Source organism: Streptomyces sp. NBC_01408 (assembly GCF_026340255.1).
Taxonomy (GTDB): domain Bacteria; phylum Actinomycetota; class Actinomycetes; order Streptomycetales; family Streptomycetaceae; genus Streptomyces.
The window spans coordinates 1-2060 of record NZ_JAPEPJ010000011.1 but is presented as its reverse complement, the minus strand read 5'-3'; the positions used below and the strand labels follow the sequence as shown (position 1 = coordinate 2060).

Sequence of the window (2060 nt, the reverse complement as noted above, 5' to 3'; positions counted from 1 at the left end):
CCTCACGTCATCAATACCCCCCCCCCCCCCCCCCCCCCCCCCCCCCCCCCCCAGCGCTTTTCTTTTCGCCATGGTGACGCCGACCGGCCGGCCGGCCGGGTCCTGGGCGCCGACCTGCACGGTGTACGTCTCCCCCGCCCGCAGCGGCTCGGTGTTCAGCCAGCGTTCGCCGTCCCCGCTCAGTTCGCCGGCCAGGTGACGGCCGCGGCCGTCGCTCACGGTCACGTCGGTGAGGTGGCCCGGTTCCGCGAGGGTGATCTCGAACGGCCCGCCGGAGTCCGTGGGAAGTCCGTCGGCGCGGACCGCGCGCGCGGCGCCGTCGGCGGCCGGCTCGCCCAGCAGGGCTCCCACTCCCCCGGCGGTGGCCAGGACCCGCTGTTCCCGCCAGCCGCCGCAGGACGCCCGCCCGAAGGTGCCCTGGGCGCCGCACTGGCCGGCGGGCGACGCGTGACCCTCCTCCACGGCTCTGCCGACCAGCAGCGCGAGCGTGGCCTCGTGCGCGGGACCGGCGAGCGCCCCCAGTGCGGGGGCGGCCTCGGGGGCGCTGCCCGGCGCCACGGCGACGACGAGCATGGCCCCGGTCACGGCGGCCAGGGCGCCCCACTTCTTGGTCGGTTGTGTCCATCGAGTCCGTGACATAGCCACGCAGCCCTCCCAGATCTCACACGGCCGGATGGCAGCAGTAAAACGATCTGGAGCCGAAATGATGATCATGAACTCGGTCCTGCGGCCGAACGGGTGCACCAAGAGAACTCGGACGGAGCACATCCGGGGCCCGCTCCGGCTCACTCCGGCTCACCCGGCCACCCCCGCGGGTCGCTCCCCGCCGCCGCCGGTCGCTCCCGGCCGATGAGGAGGGACCGTGGCGGTCTGGCCGGGCCGGGTGGCAGCCGGAGCGGCCGGCCGCCGGGGGTGAGGGAGCCGAGGATGCGCGGCCCGCGGGCCCCCGTGCAGTCGGGAACGTTCCCGGGGAGCCCGTGCAGAGTGAGGAAGCCGAGGACGGCGAAGGCGTACGCCTCCTTGGCGGCGGCGGGCAGACCGAGCGCGTCTGAGGTCAGCAGCCGGGGGCCGGCGGCGAGTTCCTCGCGGAGCATCGCCATCAGCACCGGGTTGCGCGTGCCGCCGCCGGAGGCGATGACCTCGGTGGTGCCGAGCGGGCGCAGGGCGTCCGCGACCGTCCGGGCGGTGAGCCGGGTGAGGGTGGCGACGAGGTCCTGGGGGGCGGGGGCGGCGAAGCCGTCCAGGGCCGCGCGCAGATAGCCGTGGTGGAACAGTTCCTTGCCGGTGGTCTTGGGGGCGGGCAGCCGGTAGTACGGCTCGGCCAGCAGCCGGTTCAGCAGGGGTTCGTGGACCCGGCCGGCGGCCGCCAGCGCCCCGTCCTCGTCGTAGCCGAGCCGCCCCGAGGTCAGTTCGCGCACGGCCGCGTCGAGCAGCGCGTTGCCCGGGCCGGTGTCGAAGGCCACCGGGACGCCCGAGGCGGGCAGGGCGGTGAGGTTGGCGATGCCGCCGATGTTCAGGGCGGCCGGTACGCCGGGGCGGCCGCGCAGCAGCATCAGGTCGACCAGGCTCACCAGCGGGGCGCCCTGGCCGCCGGCCGCGACGTCGCGCGGGCGGAAGTCGGAGACCACCGGACAGCCAGCGGCCTCGGCGATCCAGGCGGGCCGGCCCAGCTGGAGGGTCCCGTACACCTGGCCGTCGGCCGCCCAGTGGAAGACCGTCTGCCCGTGCGAGGCGATCAACTCGGCCCGGCCTTCGCACAGTTCGCGGTCGGCCCGGACGGCGAGCGCCGCGAAGGCCTGTCCGATGCCGGTGTCGAGCCGGCACACGTCGGCCAGGGTCGTGGGCGCGGGCGGCAGGGCCGCGGCCAGCGCGGCGCGCAGCGGCGCCTCGTACGGCGCGCTGACCATGCCGAGCGGGACCAGGCGCAGGACGTGCCCGTCGTCCTCGAAGGTCAGCTCCGCGGCCGCGGCGTCGACGGCGTCGTACGAGGTGCCGGACATCAGCCCGATGACCCTCATCGCAGCGGCCTGCGGTGGTCGTCGCCGCGCAGGCCCGCGAGG

2 protein-coding genes are annotated in these 2060 nt (G+C 76.1%); both read right to left on the bottom strand.

Going from position 1 to position 2060, the window contains the following annotated elements; all coding sequences use genetic code 11:
* A partial coding sequence (locus tag OG447_RS32210) for an Ig-like domain-containing protein (RefSeq protein WP_266941202.1) occupies positions 1-639 on the bottom strand: 639 nt, incomplete at its 3' end.
* Positions 640-785: 146 nt separating this feature from the next.
* Complete coding sequence (locus OG447_RS32205) at positions 786-2018, bottom strand: anhydro-N-acetylmuramic acid kinase (RefSeq protein WP_266941201.1); 1233 nt, start codon at positions 2016-2018, stop codon at positions 786-788.
* Between the last annotated feature and the right edge of the window lie 42 nt (positions 2019-2060).